General features: G+C 51.7%; 19 protein-coding genes and 1 pseudogene. 10 read left to right on the top strand and 10 right to left on the bottom strand.

The window, feature by feature from the left end:
• Positions 1-185 precede the first annotated feature (185 nt).
• Positions 186-1127 (top strand): D-2-hydroxyacid dehydrogenase, encoded by a 942-nt coding sequence (locus EL29_RS22565; protein WP_028716069.1) that lies wholly within the window; start codon positions 186-188, stop codon positions 1125-1127.
• 1 nt (position 1128) lies between these two features.
• On the opposite strand, the gene glsB is transcribed toward EL29_RS22565, so the two are convergent.
• Positions 1129-2049 carry a glutaminase B gene (gene glsB / locus EL29_RS22570; protein ID WP_014598235.1) on the bottom strand — a complete coding sequence of 307 codons (921 nt, stop codon included), beginning with the start codon at positions 2047-2049 and terminating at the stop codon, positions 1129-1131.
• Positions 2050-2307: 258 nt separating this feature from the next.
• On the opposite strand from glsB, the gene clcA reads away from it, so the two are divergent.
• Both clcA and EL29_RS22580 read left to right on the top strand, forming a co-directional pair.
• Positions 2308-3726 (top strand): H(+)/Cl(-) exchange transporter ClcA, encoded by a 1419-nt coding sequence (clcA, locus tag EL29_RS22575; RefSeq protein ID WP_024471503.1) that lies wholly within the window; start codon positions 2308-2310, stop codon positions 3724-3726.
• A 77-nt stretch (positions 3727-3803) separates the two neighbouring features.
• Positions 3804-4001, top strand: a pseudogene (locus tag EL29_RS22580) (VasL domain-containing protein); the annotation flags it as partial.
• Between the two features lie 327 nt (positions 4002-4328).
• On the opposite strand, the gene EL29_RS22585 reads toward EL29_RS22580, so the two are convergent.
• The gene (locus EL29_RS22585) at positions 4329-4502 is read right to left on the bottom strand and encodes a GhoT/OrtT family toxin (protein ID WP_014333244.1); all 174 of its coding nucleotides are present in this window, start codon (positions 4500-4502) and stop codon (positions 4329-4331) included.
• Between the two features lie 368 nt (positions 4503-4870).
• Here EL29_RS22585 and EL29_RS22590 point away from each other — a divergent pair, with 368 nt between their 5' ends.
• A complete protein-coding gene (locus tag EL29_RS22590; protein ID WP_024471506.1) occupies positions 4871-5407 on the top strand; it encodes a YbhB/YbcL family Raf kinase inhibitor-like protein in 537 nt (178 codons plus the stop codon).
• Positions 5408-5467: 60 nt separating this feature from the next.
• Here the strand turns inward: EL29_RS22590 and proP are convergent, their stop codons facing one another.
• Both proP and EL29_RS22600 read right to left on the bottom strand, forming a co-directional pair.
• Positions 5468-6943: a glycine betaine/L-proline transporter ProP gene (gene proP, locus EL29_RS22595; RefSeq protein WP_013027960.1), complete on the bottom strand. Its 1476-nt coding sequence runs from the start codon at positions 6941-6943 to the stop codon at positions 5468-5470.
• Positions 6944-7305: 362 nt separating this feature from the next.
• Positions 7306-8508, bottom strand: coding sequence for an MFS transporter (locus EL29_RS22600; RefSeq protein WP_014598266.1), 1203 nt, complete (start codon positions 8506-8508; stop codon positions 7306-7308).
• 273 nt (positions 8509-8781) lie between these two features.
• Here EL29_RS22600 and EL29_RS22605 point away from each other — a divergent pair, with 273 nt between their 5' ends.
• Both EL29_RS22605 and EL29_RS22610 read left to right on the top strand, forming a co-directional pair.
• A complete protein-coding gene (locus EL29_RS22605) occupies positions 8782-9342 on the top strand; it encodes an alpha/beta hydrolase family protein (protein ID WP_019105899.1) in 561 nt (186 codons plus the stop codon).
• 21 nt (positions 9343-9363) lie between these two features.
• On the top strand, positions 9364-9543 hold the full coding sequence (locus EL29_RS22610; protein ID WP_019105900.1) for an alpha/beta hydrolase: 180 nt from the start codon (positions 9364-9366) through the stop codon (positions 9541-9543).
• 5 nt (positions 9544-9548) lie between these two features.
• Here the strand turns inward: EL29_RS22610 and EL29_RS22615 are convergent, their stop codons facing one another.
• Positions 9549-10334, bottom strand: coding sequence for a CDP-diacylglycerol pyrophosphatase (locus EL29_RS22615; protein ID WP_028716070.1), 786 nt, complete (start codon positions 10332-10334; stop codon positions 9549-9551).
• Between the two features lie 296 nt (positions 10335-10630).
• Positions 10631-11533: a LysR family transcriptional regulator gene (locus tag EL29_RS22620; RefSeq protein WP_013027955.1), complete on the bottom strand. Its 903-nt coding sequence runs from the start codon at positions 11531-11533 to the stop codon at positions 10631-10633.
• 99 nt (positions 11534-11632) lie between these two features.
• On the opposite strand from EL29_RS22620, the gene EL29_RS22625 reads away from it, so the two are divergent.
• Both EL29_RS22625 and EL29_RS22630 read left to right on the top strand, forming a co-directional pair.
• Complete coding sequence (locus tag EL29_RS22625; protein ID WP_014333237.1) at positions 11633-12697, top strand: SDR family oxidoreductase; 1065 nt, start codon at positions 11633-11635, stop codon at positions 12695-12697.
• Positions 12698-12784: 87 nt separating this feature from the next.
• On the top strand, positions 12785-13438 hold the full coding sequence (locus EL29_RS22630; protein ID WP_014598271.1) for an SDR family oxidoreductase: 654 nt from the start codon (positions 12785-12787) through the stop codon (positions 13436-13438).
• A gap of 53 nt (positions 13439-13491) precedes the next feature.
• On the opposite strand, the gene fumA is transcribed toward EL29_RS22630, so the two are convergent.
• Together fumA and EL29_RS22640 are read right to left on the bottom strand one after the other, a co-directional pair.
• Entirely contained in the window at positions 13492-15138 is a 1647-nt protein-coding gene (gene fumA, locus EL29_RS22635; RefSeq protein WP_014598272.1) for a class I fumarate hydratase FumA, read from the bottom strand.
• 156 nt (positions 15139-15294) lie between these two features.
• A complete protein-coding gene (locus EL29_RS22640; protein ID WP_013027951.1) occupies positions 15295-16803 on the bottom strand; it encodes a DASS family sodium-coupled anion symporter in 1509 nt (502 codons plus the stop codon).
• Between the two features lie 588 nt (positions 16804-17391).
• Between EL29_RS22640 and EL29_RS22645 the strand changes: the two genes are divergently transcribed.
• Positions 17392-20169: an NADH-dependent fumarate reductase gene (locus EL29_RS22645; RefSeq protein ID WP_014333233.1), complete on the top strand. Its 2778-nt coding sequence runs from the start codon at positions 17392-17394 to the stop codon at positions 20167-20169.
• 66 nt (positions 20170-20235) lie between these two features.
• A complete protein-coding gene (locus tag EL29_RS22650; RefSeq protein WP_028716071.1) occupies positions 20236-21204 on the top strand; it encodes an FAD:protein FMN transferase in 969 nt (322 codons plus the stop codon).
• Here the strand turns inward: EL29_RS22650 and dcuR are convergent.
• Positions 21198-21917 carry a two-component system response regulator DcuR gene (dcuR, locus tag EL29_RS22655; RefSeq protein WP_028716072.1) on the bottom strand — a complete coding sequence of 240 codons (720 nt, stop codon included), beginning with the start codon at positions 21915-21917 and terminating at the stop codon, positions 21198-21200. The genes EL29_RS22650 and dcuR overlap by 7 nt on opposite strands.
• The gene (locus EL29_RS22660; RefSeq protein ID WP_423139593.1) at positions 21914-23545 is read right to left on the bottom strand and encodes a sensor histidine kinase; all 1632 of its coding nucleotides are present in this window, start codon (positions 23543-23545) and stop codon (positions 21914-21916) included. Before EL29_RS22660 ends, dcuR begins: the two co-directional genes overlap by 4 nt.
• Positions 23546-23613: the final 68 nt, after the last annotated feature.

Below are 23613 nucleotides of genomic sequence, written 5' to 3' on the forward strand. Positions count from 1 at the left end.
AATTTCAGGGCGGCAGTGTAACGCGACGGAGATAAAAGGGTTAAAAAAAATGGCATTTAAGCCATCGAAAGTCGCACCTTTTGAGCACCTTCACTCAAATTGGCTTTGAAATTAACTTTATCGTTACTCATGCCGTACATTTAAATAACATTATTTGTCGGTGATATTGTAATAAAGGAGATCTAATGAAAATCGTAACACTCGATGGCGACACATTGCCCGTGCCACCGACTCAGCCCGCCTGGTGTAGTGACTGGCAATTTCGAACGGACACGGCCGAAGACGAGATCGTTACAGCGCTAAAGGGGGCGACCATTGCCATCACCAACAAGGTGCCCTTACGTGCGGCGACGCTGGCACAGCTCCCCGACCTGCGATACATCTGTGTCACGGCAACGGGCTATGACTGCATTGATATTGCAGCCTGCAAAGAACGTGGCATTGTGGTGAGCAACATTCCGGGTTACTCAACGCAAAGTGTTTCGGAAGGCGTGATAGCCTTTATTTTTGCCTTGCGGCGCCAGATCGTGGAATACGCCAACAGCACGCGTCACTCCTGGCCTGAATCCTCTCATTTTTGCCTGCACCGGGCGCCGATTCAGGATATTGCTGGCGCAACGCTGGGTATTGTTGGAAAGGGCGACATCGGCAGCGCAGTCGGCAGGCTGGCACAGGCCTTGGGAATGCGTGTGCTTTATGCCGAACGCAAAGACAGCAGCAGGATCCGTGACGGCTATGTCAGCTTTGATGCGATGCTGGCCTCCAGCGATATCATTTCACTGCACTGCCCTCTTAGCGAGCAAACCCGTCATCTGATCGATCGCGAGACGCTGGAAAAGATGAAACCCCAGTCGTTACTGATTAACACCGCGCGGGGCGGCTTAATTCACGAGGCGCAACTGGCAGATGCCCTGCGGAATGGCACCCTTGCCGGTGCAGCGCTGGACGTTCTCAGCAGTGAACCCCCTGCGCGGGATCACCCTCTACTCCAGCCCGATATCCCCAATCTTCTCCTGACACCGCACATTGCCTGGGCGAGTAACAGCGGCATGCACAATCTGCTTCAGGGACTCATGGTGAACCTGGCGGGATTTGAGCAAAACCGGCCCGTGAATGTCGTGAGCTGAATCAGAATATCGAACGGCCGAGTTTGTCAGTCAGGCACTCCAGCGCGGCGGTGCCGGCTAACGAATTGCCCGCGCTATCCAATCCGGGTGACCAGACCGCGATGCTCATTTCACCAGGAATGACGGCAATGATACCGCCGCCAACCCCGGATTTGGCGGGCATGCCCACCCGCCAGGCAAATTCGCCAGCCCCGTCGTACATACCGCTGGTAATCATTAGCGCATTGATCTGCCGCGCCTGGCGGGACGAAATCAGGGACGCGCCATCCAGGGTTTTTCCCTGATTAGCCAGATAAATAAAACTGCGAGCCAGTTCAATACAGTTCATGGACAATGAGCAGTAGTGAAAATAAGTCTGCATAACGCTGGTGACGTCGTTGTCAAAATTACCAAATGACTTCATCAGCCAGGCGATAGCCGCGTTGCGGGCAGAGTGTTCGTATTCAGAACGGGCGACGTGACGATCGTACTGAATATCCGATTGCTGACTGAGCTGACGGATTATTTCCAGCATACGCTGACGCGGTGCTGTCAGTCGGGTTTCAAGCAAATCGCAGATCACCAGCGCCCCGGCGTTAATAAAGGGATTACGGGGTTTTCCCTGCTCCAGTTCAAGCTGAACCAGCGAATTAAAAGGCTGACCGGAGGGTTCTTTACCCACTCGCCGCCATATCTCCGCATCCTCATAACGCGTCAGCGCGACGGTGAGTGAGAGCACTTTCGAAATGGACTGGATCGAAAAACGAGTTTCAGCATCGCCTGCCTGAAAAACTGTGCCATCACGTAAACAGACCGCTATACCCAGATGGTCGGCCGCGACGTCAGCCAGCGCCGGAATGTAATTAGCGACTTTGCCCTGATGAACTAACGGACGGACCTGCTCAAGAACGGCTTCAAGCAGTGAATTACTGAGAGTGGTCACACACGCGTCTCCAGAAAGATCGTTGATGGCGCAGGATGATGAGCGTCCTCAGGCTGCAAATCAATGGCTTGCAGATAAAATTGTCAGAGGAGGCCTGAAATTTTATCAGGCGTGATGATTACCCTACATCATCCCTTATGCAGCAGCAGGTTGCTGATTTAGTAAAATTCGGAGATAAATAAAAGCGAGGAATTATGGCGGGGATGCGATAACCTCTGGATTTAATTTGCATTGTTGGTGCTGTTCAGCACGCTAATTTTGAGGTCAGGCATGCGCGCTTTTGTCTCAAACCGACCCGGTCTTTTTCGCCCCCGTCGGCTACGGTTGTTACAATATCTTATTCGGCGAGATAAAACGCCGGTTGCCTTATTACTGCTCGCCGCGCTGGTGGGCGTATTAACAGGCCTGACGGCGGTGGCATTCGACAGAGCGGTAAGCTGGGTCATACATTCCCGCCTCCACTGGCTGAGCCAGTTTGAAAACAATGCCTTGTTAATGGGCTTGTTTGCCTTTATTTTTTCCGCAGGGCTGGCAGCGTCAGGCTATTTTCTTGTCAGGCGATTTGCGCCTGAAGCGGGTGGATCGGGCATTCCTGAAATAGAAGGTGCGCTGGAGGAGTTAAGGCCCGTACGCTGGTGGCGAGTTTTACCGGTGAAGTTCGTTGGGGGGCTGGGCGCGCTGGGCTCGGGCATGGTGCTTGGGCGAGAAGGGCCGACAGTTCAGATTGGCGGTAACATTGGACGCATGTGTCTGGATATCTTCCGCATGCGGTCTTCTGAATCCCGTCATACTATTCTGGCTACCGGTGCTGCTTCAGGCCTGGCCGCCGCCTTTAATGCCCCGCTGGCAGGCATTCTGTTCATCATTGAAGAAATGCGCCTGCAGTTTCGCTTTAGCCTTATTTCTATCAAAGCCGTGTTTGTTGGGGTCATTACCTCAAGCATTGTTTTTCGCGCGCTGAACGGTAACGAACCCATCATTAACATCGGGCAACTGAAAGATGCGCCGATACAAACCCTGTGGTTATATTTGCTGTTAGGGATTCTATTTGGTGGCTGCGGTGTGGCCTTTAATCGTCTGATATTCACGCTGCAGGATCTGTTTCAGACTCTTCACAAGGGCCAAACCTCACGTTGGGTGCTGGGCGGTGCAGTGTTGGGCGGATTATGCGGTCTGCTGGGGCTGGTACTGCCTCAGGCCGTCACTGGCGGTATTACGTTAATTCCCGACTTTTCAGCCGGTACATATACCTCCGCCGCTTTACTCTCCCTGTTTTTTCTTCGCGCGCTGACTACCTTGCTGTGTTTCGCATCCGGGGCGCCAGGCGGTATTTTCGCGCCGATGCTGACGCTCGGCACATTACTCGGCATCAGCGTCGGTCAACTCTGTGTTGCAATGTTTCCGGCGTATCATCTTGAAGCGGCAACCTTTGCCGTTGCGGGCATGGGGGCGTTATTTGCGGCCTCGGTACGCGCACCCTTGACCGGCATTATTCTGGTGCTGGAGATGACGAATAATTATCAGCTTATTCTGCCAATGATTATTACCTGTCTTGGGGCTACCCTGTCTGCGCAATATTTCGGCGGAACGCCGTTGTATTCAACGCTTCTCGCCCGGACTCTGGCAAAGCAGCAACAAAGTGAGGCGGAGGCCAATGCAACGCACGATCGGGCCTGAGTGAGCAGGGCGAAATTGCGCAGATATTAACGCCGGGAATCTGGCCTGAGGTCGGACGGCAATCATTCTTGAAACGGGTCAGCGAGCTGAAATCAGTGGTTTTTTCCACTATGCAGTCCTTTAACCAATCCATACCGGTTGAAGAGCAACTGCGGGCATTGTCACAACATCCTGCGGGCGAACCTTTACCTGCCGCTGCCCGGTCTCAACTGGAAATGCACCTGAAGCAACTGACGGCCCGTTATGCTGAAATAACACACCTGGGTTCACAATAAAGGTGGGGTAAAAACTTAAATAAATTCAGTCTTTTAACCTACGATTTTCCCTTTCGGTAGCGGGCGATCGCGCGCTGCTTAAAGCAGGTATCTTGCGACGTCAGCAAGTCAGTGAGTGCGGTGCATGACAAAAGGCGTCTATCGGAACGGCACGCTGTGGCGATGATTGCAGCCATCGCTTGCAAGAAAAAGCGGGTTTTGCAGAACAGTAGAGGGCAACTGTTGCGCCAAGGGAAGGTTATGCAAAATTGTCTGGTGAAGGTGTCTGATTGAAGTGCGAAGACCGCGCAGCAGGCAGCGATGTATCTGACCTACAGGAGAGAAATTTCAAAATAGCGCGAACATTAATGCTACCGGAAAACTCATAGGCCATGTTGCACCAACCAGAAAAGCACTCAACAGTTTGATGCTGAGCTTGTCTTTGGCGATAAAGAAGGTGATGAGTGCCGCTACCGAGGCAACAATGCCATAGAAGACCAGCATGTGTTGATAAAGTGTCATTTTTGCCTCAATACCTGTTTAAATGTTTGATGCAGATCATGCGGATTTTTGTGATTCAGATCAAGTATCAGGCCTTTTGTGTAAATAAAAAAAAGGCGTCAGACCGGTTTGCTACCGGCAATCTGGCGCTAAATACTGGCGATTTCACCCTGAAAGATGACAGTAAAATAAGCCTTATTCCCCTTCACAGGCCGATCCTTAAGGCCTGTCGCCCCTGGCGAACTGCCGTTTTTATTTCTCTTCTCCTCTCTTCAGTGGGCTCCTGTCTCACTTCTCTGTCGGGTTTTGAGACATATACTGTTTCACTGTGGATTGGATGAATTTCACTCTCGTCCCAGGATAACCTCTCGATAACACAGGAGTATCAGGTGAAAAAATTTCCTTATCTGTTGTTAATCTTTTTATGTCCTGCTGCATTGGCTTTAACCCTGCAGTCGAAAGACTTCAGCGATAATGGCTTGTTAGATAAAAAATTTGCCGGTGCGAATAAAAGTAATGCGGCCTGTACCGGCGAAAACGTATCACCCGAACTTAACTGGTCAGAGAGTCCGGCCGGTACCAAAAGCTTTGCCTTACTGATTACCGATCCCGTGGGGGCTAAAGGTCTCGGGGTGAGTCATATGGTGGCTTACAACATTGCTTCTGAACGCAGTGCTTTTGCTCAGGGTGAACTGACAACGGGGAAAGGTTACACGGGTGGGAAAAACTCACCGGGCACCGCCCATTACTACGGCCCCTGTCCGCCTGTCGGTTCAGGCATTCACCACTATAACTTCGTGCTGATTGCCACGGATCTTGCACCCTCTGCGCTTGAACCGGGTTTGACTCATGACGAGCTGTTGAAGAAACTCAAAGGACATGCCCTGGGTGCGGCCAGCACGGTGGCCCGGTTTGGTAATGACTAGACTGAATGTACACATAAAAAAACACCCTGCGGACAGGGTGTTTTGGATGAAAACGGCGGGTTATTTCGCGTCAGCTGGCGCGGGTCGATCGGATTCAGCCTTTCTGTCCATTTTATTAATCAGGCTTTGGGCTTCGGCTTCGCTTGCGACAGCAGGAGAAGAGCCGGTTAAGGGCTTACGGGCCGTTTCACGTACCGTCAGAATCGTCAGTAATCCCACCACCCCTGCAACCATCATGTAGTACGCCGGCATCATGGTATTTTGCGTGGTATCAACCAGCCATGCGGTAAGTAAAGGCGTGGTGCCGCCAAACAGTGAAACCGAAAGATTGAAGCCGATCGCCAGTGCACTGTAACGAATATCAGTGGCAAAAAGCGCGGGTAGCGTTGAGGGCATGGTGCCACTGAAGCAGGTGTGCAGAATACCCAGTATGAGCAGGCCGGCAAAGACTGCCCACATATTATGTGAACCGATCAACATAAAGCTGGGGATAGCGAGCAGGATCAGGCCCACTGCACCGAAGCCAATCACCGGGCGACGACCAATTCGATCGGTCCAGCGGCCCCACATCAGCGTTAACGGCATCATGACAAACATCACGATCATTACCAGCAGCAGCCCGCTGAGCTCAGGTAAACCCAGTACGCCGGTAAGATAGCTGGGCATATACGAGGTCAGCATGTAGTTGGAAACGTTAAACAATAAGACCAGCCCGATACACTTCATCATGGGCACGCGGTGCTTACTTAACATCTTGAAGAGCGTCAGGCGCGGTTTACTCTGCTCCAGCTCCTCCTGCTTCTGCATATGTTGTTTAAAAGCCGGTGTTTCCTCGAGTTTCAAACGCACATACAGGCCGAACAAGCCAAGGGGCGCGGCAATAAAGAAGGGCACGCGCCAGCCCCAGGACATCATGGCTTCTGATGAGATAAAGCTCGTCATTACGGTCACCAGACAGGCACCCAGCAGGTAGCCGCCTAATGTACCGAACTCCAGGAAGCTTCCCATAAAACCACGACGTTTATCTGTCGAATACTCTGCGATGAAGGTTGCTGCACCGCCATATTCGCCACCGGTAGAGAATCCCTGAACGAGTCGGGCCACCAGCAGCAGGATGGGTGCCATGATGCCGATTGAGGCATAGGATGGAATGATGCCGATGCAAAATGTGCCTATCGACATCATGATCATGGTGATGGCCAGCACTTTCTGACGTCCGATTCGGTCACCCAGCGGACCGAATACCAGACCGCCCAGTGGGCGGACTAAAAACGCCGCTGCAAAGGTACCAAAGGTCGCGATCAACTGAATTGCCGTATTGGCATCGGGGAAAAAGACCTTACCAATGATAACAGCCAGGTAGCTGTAGACGCCAAAGTCAAACCACTCCATGGCATTACCTAATGCGGCGGCACCGACAGCGCGTTTTAACATGTCATTATCGATAACGGTTATGTCATCAACCGTGAGTTTTTTTTGCTTTTTATTCCAGAAATGTTTTTTAGGCCTGGGTGACGATGAACGGTTTGTATCCATATTTTCCTCAAACTACTTAAATGAAGACGACCTATAGCTTTCGCAGCCAGTCAGCGAGGTTAACGGAAATAAAGGAAGAGAAAGCTATAAGAGGCCAGTGACATTAATGATAGAGCGTTCTTAACCGCAGCGAGAAAACATAGTACATGAATGTAATTTTTTGCAAGTAATCAGGAAAAAAGAGTGATTAATAAGTGAGATAGGCATAAATCATTTTTTACCTTTGTTTACATTCTGGCACATATGATGGTGCCTGAGTCCCTTTTAAACGGCATTCAGGATGGCGGATTCGCCTATTGCATGCGGTATTCAGGGGCAAACCAGAATCCGCCAGCGTGAGATTGCTGGCAGATTACCCTTAATTATGCCGGTTCAGCCGCCGGCGTTCGTCCGGTGCTCCACCACAGCAGTAAGGCCACCAGGGCGATACAACCCAATGCGCTAAAGGCAATACTGTAGGAATAGCGAGCCACAATCAGCCCCGTCATCGCCGGGCTCATGGAGGCACCTACGCCTTGCATTAGCATCACCACACTCTGACCCGCATTAACGTGCCCGCTGCCGCGCAGCAGGGAGACAATGTAGCCCGGCACGGCAACGCCCAGTATTCCTGCCGCAATGCCATCAAGCACCTGGACTGGAATAACGAATAGCGTCTCTGGAAATTCTGCCGCAATAAGCGCCCGAAGCGGCATCATTAACAGGGCCGTCATGATCAAATAGCGATAGCCAATTTTATCCACACGGCGTGAAACGTAAATCGCGACAGGGATCATCACCAGCTGAGAAATAACAACCGTTGCCGCAGCATACAAACCGGGATCGACCGCATCTGGCCCGGTTGATGAGGCAACGCGCATACTCAGCATGGGCAACAGTGCGGCGTTGGCCAGATGAAACAGCAGTAAAGTCAGACCGGTTACCAGCAGTGCGGGTTTGCGCGCCAGGATCCACAGGCTCAGAGTCGGCTTTTGAGACTGATTGTCTTCTAATCCGCGCGCAACCTCATGATTGATATCCTCTCCACGTATCGCCAACGTCGCGATGGCGGCAAAGACGGCCATTATCATCATTAAAATGAAAACGGCGCCGAGCCCCCATTTCCAGGCAGCGAATCCTGCCAGTACAGCCGCCAGAGTGTTTCCGGCATGGTTGTAAGCCTCGTTCCGCCCCATCTGGTGGTTGAACCCTTTTTGCCCCGTCAGGCCCAGCGTTATCCCTGCTACGGTCGGGCCAATAAAGGCGGCAGCAATACCGGCAACGATCTGTGAAATGATCGCCGTCCAGGACTGGTTGCTGTACCAGAGTAATAAGGTCGCAACGGTAATCACGATGCATCCTGTCAGGATGACAAGACGTTTATAGCGCGTTGCATCCGCCACCACGCCTGCGGGCAACGTTGAGAGGAGCCCTGCAATGCCGCCTGAGGTCATGACCAGGCCTATTTCATCCGGGCTCCAGTGGCGTTCTGTCAGAAAAATGCCTAAAAATGGTCCCAGACCGTCTCTGACGTCGGCCAGAAAAAAACTCATCAGACACAGTGCCTGAAGTGACCGTTGTGACATGTGATTTTCCCTGTAGCAATAGTAAGGTTTGGGTGACCAACACATTTCAATAAGTAACGCAATGAATCATGGCAGCAAAAATACCAAGTAACATAACGTTAAAGTTACAAAATGAAAAAATTCACTTTTTATGTAATCTGGTCTAGCGGCGGTGAGGTCTGAAGGCCGTTCTGCGGTGAGAGGTATCCATGCAGGGGTACACTGTTGTCCACATTCTCTGGCGGCGTCGACAACTGTCCCGTTTAAGACTTTCCAGAATCAAAATTTTCTGCTGTGAGCCCGGTTAGACTCAGAGGACGTGAGAGGCTGAAGAAGGCGAAGCGCTATGTTAAACACACGAAGCCATGTGCAGGGCATTCCTGCGTTCACTGGGGTAATCGGGCAGGCGGTAAGCTTATCCTTGCCGTACATGGCTATTTTTCCCATAAAAAAGATCAATGCATTGAGATTCTGGCATCTGAGGCTGTAAAAGCGGGATATAGCATACTGAGTTTCGATCTTCCTGCTCATGGTGAAAGGCGTGATGTAGAGTCTGAATGCCATGTAGCACAAGCCGTTGATGACATTAAAATCATGCTTGCTTATGCTCAGAAACAATTCAGTGCAACGGCACTATTTGCCTGCAGCATTGGTGCCAGTTTTAGCATGATTGCAGCTCAGAAAATAAAAATAAGTCAGGCATTATTTCTTTCGCCTGTTATCGATCTCGACAGTCTCATCAGAAAAATGATGGTCAAGGCTGATGTTGATGAAACCCGGCTCAATCGCGAGAAGGCCATCATTGCTTCTGACGGCACGGTTTTTCGAGCCGATTATCTTGCGTATCTCCAATAGCACCGGGTTTCGGGAGAAAACTTGTCCCTGAATATTATGGTTGGAAGCCAGGACCAGATTGCCGATTTCAGTGCGGTTGTCACCTTTGCACACCGCCACAAAGCGGTACTGACGACGGTGCAAGGAGCCGAACACTATTTTCATCATCCTCGGGAACATCAGGCGTTGAGGGCGTGGGTTCAGCGCATTTTACATAAGTGAGTTAATTATCTAAAACGTAAGGGTTTTGCGGATCCCGAACCCAGAATGTCACATTGCTTATCCAGTAAAGACTCAACGGAGGCGCGATTGCCTTTATCCCAGCCGCGACGGGTTGCCAGCAGGATGAACCCTTTTTCACCCGAGAACGTTGTCGGCACTAACGCGACGCCATATTCAGCCAGCATAGGCGGCGTCAGGCGAAAGTAGTGAGCAACGGATGCGATAGGGTAAATGCCCATCGCTGTAGGTTGAAGGACACGGCGAGCGTAATAAGTATGCGTTAAGAGCTTATCGGGCAGGGGATGCCACGCATCTTGAATATAGGGACGTTCAGCCCTTAACTGCCTGTAAACATCTTCTCGCAGGCAGGTGAGGTGGATATGTAGCTGATTCTGACTGCGGCCCCAGGCCGAGTTGATTGCCATGCCCAGCATGTCCTCCTGCACAGGTCTGCCGTATTGAGACATCAACTGATAACGCATCAGCCAGGCGTAGCCGAAATAATCTGGACGGCCAGGCATGAATAGCCACGGGCTTTCAATACCGGATACCGGAATCGTGGGAACCAGAATGAAATGATAGGGATAACGAGGATTTTGAATAATGCTAAAACCCTGCCGTTTGCCCTCTGGGATATAGATTTGCTGACAGGGTGACGGGTGGCCAGTGTAGTGATAGTTCACCATGCAAACGTTGTCTGTCACCGCCCATAATGCATCTGAGCGTGCGCAACCCGCCAGCGTAAGTGCCATTATGGTCAGTATCATCAGGCGAAAGAGCAGACTTAGCATAAACGCAGCCGTTCACTGTCAGGTACCGGCAACGTTTCACAACCTTTGATTTTTTTAACGCTCACCGCCCTTGCTGCCATATCGCCTTTGTCCCTACGCCTGAGCGGATTGGAATGCCTCTACGTTAGCGCCACTCCGTTATAAACACCATTGGGTTGACCAGAAAGTACTGAAATATTATGACCTAACCTGCCCATCCGATTCTGGCAGCACAGGCATAAACGTTATAATGACGTTATATTATCCGCCATATTCCATTACTCACCCTGTGAAAAAGCGATTAAATTCTCTCGCAATCAACGAATGGTTAACTGCGTTAGCGTGGTTAATAAAACATCCACTTTAGGCAGAAGCTGCTTACGCCGGGGCCAAATCACACTGAGTGGCAGCCCCTCGGGTTGCTGCTGCGGCAGTAAGATTTCCAGTTCACCACTGTCAACGGCGTTCTGTACCAGCCACGAGGGCATTTGTGCAACGCCTAATCCGGCAATTACTGCCTGTAGTTGTGCATCCACATCAGCCAGCGCCATGCGAAAGGGAACGTCCCGCCAGTACGAATGACCGTCTTTACCACTAAATAACCAGGGTTTTGGCGTGTTATCGGCCCGTTCATACAGAATGGCCCGATGCTGCATGAGTGCCTGTTCATTTTGCGGCCGTCCTTCGCGTTCCAGCCACGCTGGCGAGGCACAAAACACCATGCGTTCACGACCAATATGACGGCAGCCCATTGATGCGGGTAAATCATCTGAGCCGCCAATTCTGACCGCAACGTCGATGCCTTCATCAAACAGATCGATGAAGCGATCTGAAAAACTCATTCTCAATTCAAGCTCGGGATGCTGCTGACAAAACGGAATCAGCAACGGCATCACGTTCAGCCGACCATAAGTATGCGGCACGGCCAGTCTCAGACGGCCGGAAGGAATAATCCGTTGCGCAGCCAGGACGGCTTCTGCTTCGGCCAGCTCTTCCATGATGCGTAAGCAGGTTTGGTAATAGGCGCTGCCCGCATCCGTCAGTTGCAGTTTTCGCGTTGTGCGTTCGAGCAGGCGCGAGCCCAGTCGCATCTCCAGTCGGCTAACGCTTTTACTGATGGCAGAACCCGTGACATGTAAACGGGCAGCCGCAGCGGTAAAACTCCCGCTTTCTACACTGGCCACAAAAGGAACAATGTCTTTAAGACGCTGATCGTGCATGATTGATGAACTCAGGTTGATAATGATGTGAATTATTACCCAAAATAGGAATGAAATTCTCTATTACGCTTAGCATTACGCAAAAAGAGGAGAATTAACATGCAAAAGCAGGCTTTGATTGTTGGAATCAGTGGTGTGATTGGTCGAGCGTTAGCAGAAAGGCTAAATAACGAAGGCTGGCAGGTCAGCGGGTTGTCACGGGGCCGCAGCGCGGTACCTGAGGGCTGCAGCAACCTCACCGCAGATTTAACCGATCCTGAAGCGGTAAAAACGGCATTGAAAGCGGTCAAACCTGATGCAGTGTTCTTCAGCGTCTGGGCGCGCCAGGACAGTGAAAAAGAGAATATCCGCGTCAATGGCGGCATGATCCGCAACGTTATTGAAGCGCTTGGCGAACGCCTCCAGGGCGCACATGTGGCGCTGGTGACAGGCCTTAAGCACTATCTGGGGCCATTTGAAGCTTACGGCAAAGGCGCTGTGCCGGTCACGCCTTTCCGCGAAGAGCAGGGTCGTCAGCCGGTAGACAACTTCTATTATGCCCAGGAGGATGAAGTCTTCGCTGGCGCCGAAAAATATGGCTATCGCTGGAGCGTCCACCGTCCGCATACCATCATTGGCTATGCGCTCGGAAATGCCATGAACATGGGGCAGACTCTGGCCGTTTACGCCACCTTATGTAAAGAAAAAGGCTGGCCGTTTATCTTCCCAGGCTCACCCGAGCAATGGAATGGCGTGGTGGATATGACCGACGCCGGTCTTCTGGCTGAGCAACTTGAGTGGGCGGCGACCAGCCCGGCCGCGGCAAATCAGGACTTCAACGCGGTAAACGGTGACGTTTTCCGCTGGAACTGGATGTGGCCAAAACTGGCGGCGTATTTTGGTCTCGAGGCTGCCGCTTATCCGGCGAAAATGATGCCGCTTGACGGGCGCATGCAGGAGGCGGCCAGCGTATGGCAGGCGCTTGCTCAGCGTGAAAACCTGCGTGAACAGGATATCACGCGTCTGGCCTCATGGTGGCACACCGACGCGGATCTGGGGCGACCCATGGAAGCCTTCACCGACATGAGTAAAAGTCGCAAGGCGGGCTTTACCGGCTACCGGAGCACTCTGGATTCCTTCACTCAGCTTTTCGATAAGCTGAAGCATGAGAAAATCATTCCTTAATCATGTCCTGGAGCGCCCCGACGGGCGCTCATTACCGCTGCGCTTATTGTCTATACTGATATCTGACTTTTTCAAGGGAGCAGGACGATGACGACATGTTTTATTATTGGCGCGGCGGGCAACGTTGGCTCTCATCTGACGAAACAGCTCAGCGCTAAGCAACATGCGGTTTCTGCACTGCATCGTAAATCTGAGCAGGCCGAAGCACTTAAATCCGCCGGAGCGGTTCCCGTGGCGGGGGATCTCCAGAAGCTGACCGTGGATCAACTGGCGCAGAAAATGGCCGGCCACGATGTGGTGATTTTTAGCGCTGGGGCGGGAGGCGCGGGTATTGAGCTGACCAACGCCATTGACGGCGAGGGGTCATCCCTGGCGGTTGCCGCAGCCGAAAAGGCCGGTGTGAAGCGGTTTTTGCTGGTTTCAGTCTTCCCGGATGCCGCACGTGGCGAAGAGACATCTGAAGGTTTCGAAAATTACATGCGCGTGAAGCGGCTGGCTGATGTTCGCCTGGTCGAAAGCCAACTCGACTGGGTAATTCTTCGTCCCGGTACGCTAACCAATGTGGCGGGCCGCGGCACCGTACGTGCAGATTTTGCGATTCCTTACGGGTCGGTCCCGCGTGAGGATGTGGCCGCCACGCTGGTGGCTCTGGTCGAAACACCGCAAATTTCGCGCAAAATTATTGAGCTGACCGAAGGCGACGAAAGCATAAGCGACGCCATGTTCCGTCTGCAACGATGATAAAAAAACGGCCCCTGTAACGGGGCCGTTTTTTCATGTTTTCCGCCGCGTGTTTATTTCACACAGCGCGAGCAGTGCTCACGTTCGATATGCTGGAAGAAGTCATTTCCTTTGTCATCCACCAGGATAAAGGCCGGGAAATTTTCGACCTCTATTTTCCAGATAGCTTCCATCCCCAGTTCGGCATACTCCACGCACTCCAGACTCTTGATGCTCTGCTGCGCCAGAACGGCAGCCGGACCACCAATGCTGCCTAAGTAAAAACCGCCGTGCTTGTGGCAGGCATCGGTGACCTGCTGGCTACGGTTACCTTTTGCCAGCATGACTTTGCTGCCGCCATTCGCCTGCAGAAGATCGACATACGAATCCATGCGGCCTGCCGTCGTCGGGCCCAGTGAGCCAGATGCGTAACCCTCCGGTGTTTTGGCCGGACCCGCATAATAGACAGGGTGATCTTTAATGTACTGCGGCAAGCCTTCGCCGTTATCAATGCGTTCTTTTAGTTTGGCATGGGCAATGTCACGCGCAACGATGATGGTCCCGGTCAGGGACAAACGTGTCGAAACCGGGTATTCCGAAAGCTGGGCAAGGATGTCATTCATCGGGCGATTCAGGTCGATGTGGACCACTTCGCCTTCACCTTGCTTGCGCAGTGCCTCAGGGATATAACGCCCAGGATTGGCTTCCAGTTTTTCAATCCAGATACCCTCGCGGTTGATTTTAGCTTTGATATTGCGGTCAGCGGAGCACGAAACCCCCATGCCAACCGGGCAGGATGCGCCGTGGCGAGGCAAACGCACTACGCGGATATCATGTGCAAAATATTTGCCGCCGAACTGTGCTCCCAGCCCAAGCTGCTGCGCCGCTTCCAGTAACTCCTGCTCAAGCTGAACATCACGGAACGCCTGACCATGCTCGTTACCTTCTGTAGGTAAACCATCATAGTAGTGAGTCGATGCCAGCTTGACGGTTTTCAGCGTACTTTCGGCAGAGGTGCCGCCAATGACAAAGGCGATATGGTAGGGAGGACAAGCCGCAGTACCCAGCGTACGCATTTTATCGACCAGATAATTTTTCAGCTTGCCGGGGCTGAGCAGTGCTTTGGTTTCCTGATACAAATAGGTTTTATTGGCGGAACCGCCGCCTTTGGCGATGCAAAGGAACTTGTATTCATCACCGTCCACGCTGTAGAGGTCAATCTGCGCCGGAAGATTGGTGCCGGTGTTCACTTCTTTATACATATCCAGCGCGGCGTTTTGGGAGTAACGCAGATTATCTTCAATGTAGGTATTGTAGATACCTTGCGACAGCGCGGCTTCGTCACCGCCACCGGTCCACACTCGCTGGCCTTTTTTGCCCATGATAATGGCGGTGCCGGTGTCCTGGCAGGTTGGCAAGACACCTTTAGCGGCGATCTCGGAGTTTCGTAAGAACTGCAGTGCGACGTATTTATCGTTATCGCTGGCTTCAGGGTCAGCCAGAATTGACGCAACCTGCTGCTGGTGGGCCGGGCGCAACATAAAAGACGCATCATGAAAGGCCTGCTGGGCCAGCAGCGTCAATGCCTGTGGGTCCACTTTTAATATGGACTGGCCGTCAAACTCAGCCACGGAAACGTGGTCGGGGCTAAGCAAATAGTATTCGGTGTCCTCGTGGGCAAGAGGAAAGGGGTTCTGATAAAAAAAAGGTTTGTTCGACATAGTATCTCACTTAATGACGTGCTGGCTCCGTTAACGCAGGCTGACAGGAGCAACATCAAAGGCGAATGAGTTGTTTATTATGCTTGCCAGCCATAAGCACAGGCTGGCAAGTGTTGGCATGTTATCGTATGACGCGTCGAAATGCATTTGACACAATCAGAACATCCACACCATCCAGGGGTAGGCGATGAGCATCATAGCAATCAGGAAGATAGCGCCAAAGATGGTGCCCAGACGCCAGTAATCTTTCGTAGGTAAATAGCCGCTGCCGTAATAAATAGGGCTTGGGCCGGTACCGTAAGGGGTGATAATCCCCATCACACCCAGTGAAGTACACAGCATCAGGCAAAACACGGGCATGTTAATACCTGGAATGGAAGCGGCAATGGTTAACATCGCAGGCAGCAAGGCGGTCGTATGCGCGGTGGTACTGGCAAACAGGTAGTGCAGCAGGAAGAAGGCAATCAACAGCACCACAGCCGACACTTGAGGATCGTATCCCTGCAGTAACATTCCCCCTTCTTTGCCCAGCCAGGCGATAAAGCCTACGCGTGCTAAACCATCGGCCAGCGCAACCAGTGTGGCAAACCAGGCAAAGGTGTTCCAGGCGGCTTTATTGCTGGTGATGTCGTTCCAGTTAAGTACCCCGGTCCACAGCATCAGGATAATCACCAGCAGAGCGGCCATGGCAGGTTCGATCCAGGCAGTGGCAAAAATCCACATCAGTAGCGCACAGACAACAAACACCAGTAACAGGATTTCATTACGGGTCAACTTACCCAGTTTTTCCAGCTCAGCAATCGCCCAGCGAGGCACTTCATCATTCACCTTCACTTCAGGCGGATAGAACCAGTACGCCAGCAGCGGCATGGTCAGAATCAACAGCAGGCCCAGTGGCAAAAAGGCAAGAAACCACATTCCCCAGGAGATATCAAAGCCAATGACGCTTTTGACCAGCGCAAGGGCGAGCAGGTTGGGGGCCAGGGCGGACAGGAACATGGAGCTGGTGATACAGGCGGCGGTGATAGCAACCCACATCAGATAAGATCCAATTTTACGCGCGCTGGGGTCATTGGGTTTTGAACCATAAAGCGGCGGCAGATTGGCAATGATGGGATAAATGGTACCGCCACTGCGGGCCGTGTTCGACGGGGTGAAAGGGGCCAGCAGCAAATCCGCGAAGGTGATGGCATAGCCGAGGGTTAAACTCCGGCGGCCCAGGTATTTCACCAGAATCAATGCCAGACGGCGGCCGAACTGGGTCTTGTCATAGCCCGCAGCGAACATGAATGCGCCAAAAATCAGCCAGACGGTTGAGTTACCGAAGCCGCTGACCGCCCATTTAAATGACTCACTCGCCACTTTAAATTTGGGGTTGGCCAGTTCTGCCGGGCTAAAGAGCAGGAACTGGCTGAACAAGGCGATGACGACGACGCCGGTCAGACCAATCACTGCGCCGGGCAAGGGTTCAAAAATCAGCCCGACGATGACGCCGACGAAGATGGCAAAGAAGTGCCATGCATAAGGTTCAAGACCCGCTGGCACGGGGACGAGTAACAACAGGACGGCGACCAAAACCGGCAAAAGGAGCATAAGTGCTTTATTTTTGCCCGCAGCTGCAGGGGCTGCTTTTGGAGGCTCTTTGACGTTTGAGAGTGTTTTCATAGTATTTTTCTACGTGTTAAGGATAATTCGAGCAGCGTCCCGGCAATTCGGCCATAGGGAATTTTTATTCTAAATTATGAGAATAAACCGTGATGCCTTATAATTCTTTAACTTGTCCTCTGGTGCGATGGAGGCATTTATAAACATCATGTGGATATGATGCGATTAATTAAAAACAGAATATTGATCCAGATCAAGTAAGTTAAAATATACGATTAAATTTTTAACAACTAAATTATTAATAACCCAAAGGTAAATATTTAAACTGCAATAATAAGGGTTTTAAGCCTTGCTCTCGCAAGGGCGAGCAACACGAATATATGTTTAACTTGTTGTTTTTATTGTATTATTTTTAATTTTATAATTCTCATTGATTTTCTTTAACTATTGATTAACAATAAATATACATTACGATCCTGCTTTAATCAAATAGTAAACCTGAAATATTTAAAAGTTAAAAAACTAAAATTATAACTTATGAAATTAAAATAATTGGTATATTGGCGTTATGACATCGGACCACTTATTTATTAATAAAAAAGCGTCCGCACAGAATTCCCGAGTTTTGAATTTTTGGAGTTAATCGCAATGAATACACTCACCCCCATTCTCAATCCCATTACGTTGCCGCGTGGCGCGGTTTTAAAAAATCGCCTGATCATGGCACCCATGACAACCTGCACCGGTTTTTATGACGGAACGGTCACCAGTGAACTGGTTGAATATTATCGTGCCCGTGCTGGCAGCATCGGAACGGTCATTGTTGAATGCTGTTTTATCGATCCAAAAGGTCCCGCGTTTCCAGGGGCTATAGCCATCGACAGCGACAACAAAATTCCGGGCCTAAAGCGAATTGCTGACGCCATCAAGCAGGAAGGTTCGACAGCGATTTTGCAGATCTATCACGGCGGCCGCATGGTTGAGCCTGAGCTGATAGGGGGGAAAACCCCTGTCGCCCCAAGCGCCATTGCCGCACCTCGTGAGGGTGCCACGACGCCGCGCGCGCTAACGGCAGAAGAAGTGGATACCATGATCACTAAATTTGGTGACGCCGTTAACCGCGCCATTAAAGCCGGATTTGATGGCGTTGAAATTCATGGCGCAAACACCTATCTGATACAGCAATTTTACTCACCCAATTCCAATCAACGCGATGACAAATGGGGCGGCAGTCGCGATAACCGTGCCCGCTTTCCGCTGGAAGTTCTCGAAATTACCCATAAAATGGCCGCTCGATTTGCACATAACGGGTTCATCATCGGCTACCGTTTTTCCCCTGAAGAACTTGAAGTCCCGGGCATCCGTTTCGATGACACCCTGTACCTACTGGAAAAGCTGGCGGCACGCGGGCTCGATTATGTCCACTTTTCTGTTGGGCAGCTTATGCGCCCCTCTATCGTTGATACCACCGATCCAACCCCGCTGATTGAGAAGTTTATTAACATGCGGTCCCCAACGCTGGCGAAAGTGCCGGTCATTGGCGTTGGCGGTGTGGTAAACAAAGAAGATGCGGAAAAAGCACTGGAAAAAGGCTATGACCTGGTTGCGATAGGTAAAGCCTGCATCGCTTATCCCGACTGGACAGATCGCATTATCAATAATGAGCATCTTGAACTTTACATCGACAGTAACCAGCGTGAAGCGTTGTTGATCCCTGAACCGCTGTGGCGTTTCTCGCTGGTTGACGCCATGATTCGTGATATGAGTGAGTCGGGACGCAAATACAAAGCCGGTGTTTATCAGGAAAAAGTTGAGGCCGAAGCGCTTAAGCTGAAGATCAACGTCACGCTGGATACCGACCGTATTACAGATATCTCGCTGGTACCGGACGACACGCTGGACGTTGACTTCACTACCACCTTCGAAAGCCTGCGTAATCGTATTCTGGTGGCTAACAGCCCACACGTTGATGCTATCACCGGCGCGACCACGCAGAGTGAGGCCCTGAAAAAAGCAGTATCGCGTGCAATGACCACTTCAAATAAAGCCCATGTGATTGAAGAGGGCGGTAATCCCAATGCACCGCAACAGTATGATGTGGTGGTCGTGGGAAGCGGCGGTGCCGGTCTGGCCGCGGCCATTCAGGCGCATGATGAAGGTGCCAAAGTGGTTGTCATTGAGAAAATGCCCACTATCGGCGGTAACACGATCAAAGCATCCGTAGGGATGAACGCCGCCGAGACGCGTTTTCAGAAACTGAAAGGTATCGAAGACAGCAAAGAACTGTTTTATGAGGAAACGCTCAAGGGCGGTAAGTACAAAAACAACCCGACCCTGCTGCGCGAGTTCGTTGATTTGGCGCCTGAAGCCATTGACTGGCTGGCCGATCACGGTATCGAACTGAATGACATCACCATCACCGGCGGCATGAGCATTGATCGTACGCACCGTCCTGCCGACCGCTCGGCCGTTGGCGGCTTCCTGATCAGTGGGTTAGTGAAAAATATCAATAACCGTAATATTGACGTCCTGCTTGAAACCGCCGTAGAGGAAATTTTGTTCGACAACGGCGCGGTCAGCGGTGTCAAAGTGGTGGATGAATACAACGACAGCCGTATTCTCAATGCGAAAAGCGTCATCGTCGCAACAGGTGGCTTCAGCGCCAACCGGGAAATGGTGGTGAAATACCGCCCTGAGCTGGATGGCTTTGTCACCACCAACCATAAAGGGGCCACTGGCGCAGGCATTGCGATGCTGCAAAAAATTGGTGCGGATACCGTGGATATGGGCGAGATTCAGATTCACCCAACGGTTGAGCAAACCACATCCTATCTGGTGTCAGAGTCTATTCGTGGCGGTGGGGCCATTCTGGTCAGCCAGGCGGGACAGCGCTTCTGTAATGAGATGGAAACCCGCGATAAAGTTTCTGCGCAGATTATTGCACTGCCGGAGAAAAGCGCCTGGATTGTCTTCGATGAGCAGGTTCGTATGAATAACAAAGCGGCCGATGAGTATATTGCCAAAGGATTTGTCATCAGCGCGCCAACCGTAGGCGAGCTGGCGGTGAAACTGAATATGGAACACCGGACGCTGGAAGAAACGCTGCATCGCTATAACGGCTTTGTGATACAGCAGAAAGACGCGGACTTCGATCGTCAGACCGCGCTGCGTCATCCGTTGAACGAGGGCCCTTTCCATGCGATCCGCATCGCGCCCGGTGTTCACCACACAATGGGTGGCGTCACCATTGATACCACCACAGCCGTGCTCGACAGCCATAAACAGCCAATCCACGGTGCCTGGGCGTGCGGTGAAGTTGTCGGCGGGATCCACGGTGCAAACCGTATCGGTGGTAACGCGGTTGCGGACATCATCATCTTTGGTATTCTGGCAGGTGCCAACGCTGCGGCGTTAGCCAAACGCTAGTCGTCACCGCCGGCATCTGCCCGCATGCAGGTGCCGGTTTTATTCCCTCCCAGAGCGGTGTCGCTTATGCAAACCGAGTCGCAAGTCTGTGCTTATTCCGCCGTCCTGATGGGATCGCCCATTCTGCTTAAGCTATTCGAGCACGACGAAAAGCTTGCGGCACAGGCTTTCAGATTAATCAAACAGTACGAAAATCTGCTGACGGTTAACCGGACGCACTCCGAAGTGATGGCGATTAACCATGCTGCCGGTCAGCATCCCGTGAGCGTCAGTCAACCCGTCTTTGATTTAATTCAGCGCGCACTTAACGTCAGTCTGTTACCAGACAGCAGTTTTAATCTCACGATTGGCCCGCTGGTGAAATGCTGGAAAATTGGCTTTCAGGGTGACTGCGTTCCTGCGCGGGAGACAATACTGGCAACGTTGCCCTTAACCTGTCCTGAAAATGTCCAGCTTGATGCGGACACGCGTTCGGTGTTTCTGAACAAAACGGGGATGGAAATTGATCTGGGTGCCATCGCCAAAGGCTACATTGCCGATCGGGTGCAGGCTTTTTTGCAGCAGCAGGGCGTCGATAGCGCGTTGATTAACCTTGGCGGCAACGTGCAAACGTTAGGCGCACCTCGTGATGCGCCGCAGCAGGGATGGGCAATCGGTCTGAAAACCCCTTTTGCGGCCCAGGATGCCCTGATTGGGGTCATTCATGTTGTGAACAAATCCGTGGTGACGTCCGGGATCTACGAACGTTACTTCGAACAGGATGGCGTCTGTTATCACCATATTCTTGACAGACATACCGGCTATCCGCTGGATAATGAGCTGTATAGCGTGACCATTATTTCCGACCAGTCGATCGACGGTGATATTTATACCACGCTGATTTATGGCATGGGCGTTGAGAAGGGCATTGCGTATCTGAAAAGCCATCCTGATATTGAGGCTGTCTTCGTGACGCGCGACAAGCAGGTCATTTGCTCGTCACAACGTCACTTTCACTTCACCTTACTGGATAACCGCTTTCAGCTCCGTCATTGACAGTACTGGCGTAAAAGCGTGTGGTACTCCGGCTGCAGACGATAGCGATACACCGGACGTCCCGTGACGCCGTAGTGAATACTGGTAAACAAAATATTGCTCTGCGCCAGCCAAATCAGGTATTTACGGCACGATACGCGAGAAATATTCACCTCAGTGGCCAGCTCATCAGTAGAAAACTCGGTACCGGGGTGCGCATCAATCCACAAACACAGCGTGCGTAATGTCTGTGGCGTCAGCCCTTTTGGCAGGCGTTTTGTCTCGCTGGCATTGGCCTGATTACCATGCAGCAGTTGATCCACATCGGCCTGCTGATAAAACTGATGATTATCCATCAGCCGTTTTTTCTGACGCCATCCGGTCAGCGCCTCTTCAAAGCGGGAAAACTGAAAGGGTTTTATCAGATAATCCACAACGCCGTAGTTCAGCGACGTTTTAATGGTCGCCGCATCGGCAGCGGATGAGATGATAATGATGTCAACCGGACGCCCCGCACTGCGCAGCTCTGGCAACAGGTCCAGTCCGTTTTCCTGCTGCATATAGATATCCAGCAAAATAAGATCAACGGGCGGATCTGTCTGCAACAGGCGCTCTTTGGCTTGCTGTAAGGTGGACGCGGTACCACAGCAGGTAAAACCGTCAATCTGCCCGATATAGCATCGGTTCAGTTCGGCCACCATGGCATCATCGTCTACGACTAACACATTGATCATTCGCTAATATTCCCTCTTTCCCACGGAAGTTGAACCAGAAACTGGGTATAAACGCCCGGTTCTGATTCCACGCTGACGTTACCGCCCAGACTTTCCGTTTGTTGCTTGAGTAAAAACAGTCCAACGCCACGATCTTCACCTTTGGTAGAGACGCCGCGTTCGAAAATGGCGGCGAGCTGATCGGCAGGAATACCGGGGCCATCGTCACTGACCTCGCACGACAGCCAGCCGTTTTGATAATGCAGCATGACATGGATTTCCCCTTCCATTTCCGGATCGAGCGCTTCCAGCGCGTTTTCAATCAGATTGCCCAGTACCGTGATAAGTGCTGCGATTTGCTGTTCACTGCCGTTGTCGGGCAGATAGCTGGCTTCGCTCAGGATCAGCTGGTGGCCTTCATCTGTTACGCGGTTAATTTTGCTCAACAGGAAGCCTGCAATAACAGGCGACTTAATCTTCTGTAGCAGCGAACCTATTTCCGTTTGATAGTTATTGGCCGTTTTAAGGATGTACTCTTCCATCTGCGCATAGTTTTTCATGTGCAGCAGACCAAGAATCACATGCAGCTTGTTCATGAATTCATGGGATCGCTCCCGCAGTGCATCGACATAGTTTACCATGCCGTCGAGACGCTGCATTAGCTGGCTGATTTCTGTTTTATCCCTGAATGTGCTCACTGCCCCAATAATACTGTCACGACTGCGCACCGGCACGGTGTTACTGATCAGTATTTTGCCGCGTACGTTCAGCTCTTCGTCATAAGAGGCTTTGCCCTCGTGCAATGCATCGCGTAAATGCGTCAGCATCTGTGCATTTTCCGGCACGCGGTCACCGCTCAGAAATGCTTCGCGGGTGGTTTCTTTTAACAGCTGCTGCGCAGCCTGATTAATCAGGCTGACACGGGATTGATCGTCAACCGCAATCACACCTTCTTTAATCGAATCGAGAATAGCCTGGCGCTCTTCAAACAAGCTGGAAATCTCATACGGCTCTAATCCCAGTAAAATGTGCTTTAAGCGTTTCACTAAGATTAATATGCCGAGCATGCCAACCAGTCCGCCAAACAGCACGGTCCAGAGAATATTCCAGCGGCTTTTCGCAATTTGCGCCGCGACGTCATTCACCGAGATCCCAATTGCCACCACGCCAATTTGCTGATGCGCCTGATTGAAAACGGGCGTAAATACCCTGAGCGCCTCAACCAGTACGCCATGATTCACCGCGACATTCTCCCTGCCGCGTAACGCCGGTTTAATATCGTCCCCGACAAAGTGCTGATTAACCACTTCAGGGTTTGGATGAGAGAAGCGAATACCGCGCATGTCGGTGACGACGACAAACAGCAAATCGTTACGTTTTCGCGTTGCCTGCGCGATCGGCTGAATGATGGTGCTTCCGTCTGGCCGCGTCAGGGCCTGCTGAATCTCCGGGCTGTCGGCCAGAGTGCGCGCCACCGCCATCGCTTTATCTTTCAAATGCGAACGGGTGAAGTTATCGATCTGGATGTAATAAAGCAGATGGACGCTTAATATTACGGTCATCAGCACGGCCGCCATCATCAATGACGACAGGGTGCTGAGCTTCATTGGGCGCTTCTTTAACGATCGTTGTGGCCGGGAGTCATTCATAGTCAGCATCAGATGTGTTGAGGTACGCGTTGCAACATACGCGAAGTCGTCGCACCAGTACAGTTTGC

The organism is Pantoea ananatis LMG 2665, assembly GCF_000710035.2.
In the GTDB taxonomy this organism is placed as follows: Bacteria; Pseudomonadota; Gammaproteobacteria; order Enterobacterales; family Enterobacteriaceae; genus Pantoea; species Pantoea ananatis.